The organism is Cytobacillus praedii (genome assembly GCF_001439605.1).
GTDB classification, from domain to species: domain Bacteria; phylum Bacillota; class Bacilli; order Bacillales; family Cytobacillaceae; genus Cytobacillus; species Cytobacillus praedii.
This window is the reverse complement of record NZ_LMBX01000055.1, coordinates 1-2,443: the sequence shown is the minus strand read 5'-3', so window position 1 is coordinate 2,443 and position 2,443 is coordinate 1. Positions and strand designations below refer to the sequence as shown.

The window sequence follows — 2,443 nt, the reverse complement described above, 5'->3', positions numbered from 1 at the left end:
TAAAGCATAACCCATATAAAATAGGCCAACCAGTAATCACTACTAGTTGACCTTATAATACGAAAGCGCCCGATTGTAGAAGATCGTTATTGAACTAAAGCACCCTTTAGTTCAATAAGCATTATGAATTAGCCGACCATTCACTTTTCGTTTCGGTTTCTTGATTTGAATACTCAATATAAAGTAATTTCATAGCATCTATAATTTTTTCATCCGCTACTTTATCTTTATATCGACTAGGCAAGTCTTTTGCACCCAAAACATATAATAATGGATTTTGAGTGAACTCTCCAATTATCCCAATATCTAATACAACTTTTTCTAATCCACCTGTCATATGATTTAAGTGATGGGTTGGTATTCCTTTTATTTCACCTTGTTGTCGAACTAACCCATTAATAATTGGAATCCATAACTCAGGATTATTTTTGTATTCTAGAAATATAAAACGCAAAAGTTCTAACATCTGACTCAATTCTCCAATGTTATCTAGATCCATTGGATTTCGAGTAATATTTATATTTTTAAAATTTGATTTAATTTTTTTATTAATCTTATCCCATCCGCCACAAAATTGAACAATTTTATTCGCAATGAAACTATCGTGACAGGCTATCATCACTTCAACGGCATCTTGCAGTGCCAAGGTTTCTCTATTCTGAAAGTGAGGATATAATTCATTACTATCTTCTTTTGGATTAAAACTAATATCTTGTACAATGTCATTCCATTTATATTTTCTTTCTGCTACTAATTGTGTTACACAAAAAGCAATTGCAACTTTAGCAGCAGAAGCAAGAGGTACAAGTAATTCTTTATTCAATGAACAAACTATATCCTGCTCTAATTGTGAATAAATAATAATTCCTACTTCACCTGATTCAATTTCCTTTAATTTATCAAGAACTTTCTCCATTTTAGACCCCACTTTATTCTATTTTATATTCACTTATTCTCTCTTTAGTAAAATATCCCTTCTTATTAAAGTAAACTTCCCCGTTACTATAAGTACAAAACGTCACAATCTGCTTCTAAACTCTAACATACATATCCAATCTTCTTTAAAGTCTTATTCAATTAAATGGCCCGATTGTTAAATAGCTGGACTAATAAGAAAATCCATCCAAAGAACTTGGCAAGAATGAAAAGTGGTACTCCAACGAGTAATAAGCCAGCATGGCCTAAAACATGAGAAAAGAAAGTCATTCTTGCTGCTGGAACGCTCTTGATTAGGGTACGCTAAAATTTGTTGAAGCTAGCTCTTGCTTAAAGGTAAGAAGTGGAGTTTCGTCGAATATAATAAATTACCTATCCAGAGGTTATATAAAGGTTAATTTAACGATTGTTGTATTTGGTGAAGAAATACTCTTATGGATAAAAGAATTCGTATAAATGAACATTAGATTTCGCACCCCCCTTGCCCAAAATGTCTAAAATTTTCATCGATCTCCTAAAGGGAGGCAAATTTTATGTTTCTCGGATGCCATTTAATGATAGCCTGTTAAATTACTTAGGACTGTACTGGTGGGTTATTGCGGTTTGAAGCTAACACATGCCTTGTTTAGAATTGTCTGGATGCTGTTTAGAAAATTCCAATATTAGATGAAAAGGGGAAACCAAATGAAAACAAAATGGCTTTTGAGTAGTAGTGCCGTGATGATGGGTTTGTTGGGGTTGGCAGGAACCTTTATTCCCGAAGAAATTTCAGTAATATTAGGGCTTGACCCTTCACCCATTATTCTGATTCTTCTTCAAATCATCGGAGGACTATATTTAGGGTTCGCAATGTTGAACTGGTTTACACGTTCTGCCCGGATCGGCGGCATTTATAACAAACCTGTCGTATTAGGAAATCTGATACATTTCATCGTTGTCTTATTTGCCGTAATCCGGCAGTTGGCGGAGCAGTTTCATTTCCTATTCGTTATTTTGACATTAGTTTATCTTGGGTTTGCCGTCTGGTTTACATTGGTTATGCGCTCGAATCCTTTAAGCAATCAATCAAAAATGTCTGGCTAACGAATAGTAAACGAGGATTTATATCGGGGGTCTCTTTTTTAAATTTCACTATGCTGAACTAGTCTTTTGAGCAACCCTAAGTATATTAAAACGACAAAAATTCCTACTTTTATATTGAAAGAAGGAATTTTTCTTTTTATTCCATTAAGAGATTTAAGTTAAAGATTACACGGTATCTAGCGGTCTAATTTATAAAAATAATTATAAACCTTTTCAAGCTTTTTCATTTGTTTTCCCTTTGTGTGAAAGAAATGGGTTATGAATTTATTAACAAGTGTTTAATCTAGATACTTTGATCTTGTTCAACAATCTGGCCCTATAACGAAAATAGGCGCTGTTCCTTGTTACAGAATACCAGCTAATATGAGTCAACACTTTTCATTTAATGTTTTAAAATTAATCATGTTATAATAAATTTAGGCAT

2 protein-coding genes are annotated in these 2,443 nt (G+C 33.1%); one reads left to right on the top strand and one right to left on the bottom strand.

Annotation, left to right across the window (positions count from 1 at the left end; translation table 11 throughout):
• Positions 1-121 precede the first annotated feature (121 nt).
• Complete coding sequence (locus ASU02_RS25375; RefSeq protein WP_057768459.1) at positions 122-916, bottom strand: serine hydrolase; 795 nt, start codon at positions 914-916, stop codon at positions 122-124.
• Positions 917-1,620: 704 nt separating this feature from the next.
• Here ASU02_RS25375 and ASU02_RS25370 point away from each other — a divergent pair.
• Positions 1,621-2,019 (top strand): hypothetical protein, encoded by a 399-nt coding sequence (locus tag ASU02_RS25370; protein WP_057768457.1) that lies wholly within the window; start codon positions 1,621-1,623, stop codon positions 2,017-2,019.
• Positions 2,020-2,443: the final 424 nt, after the last annotated feature.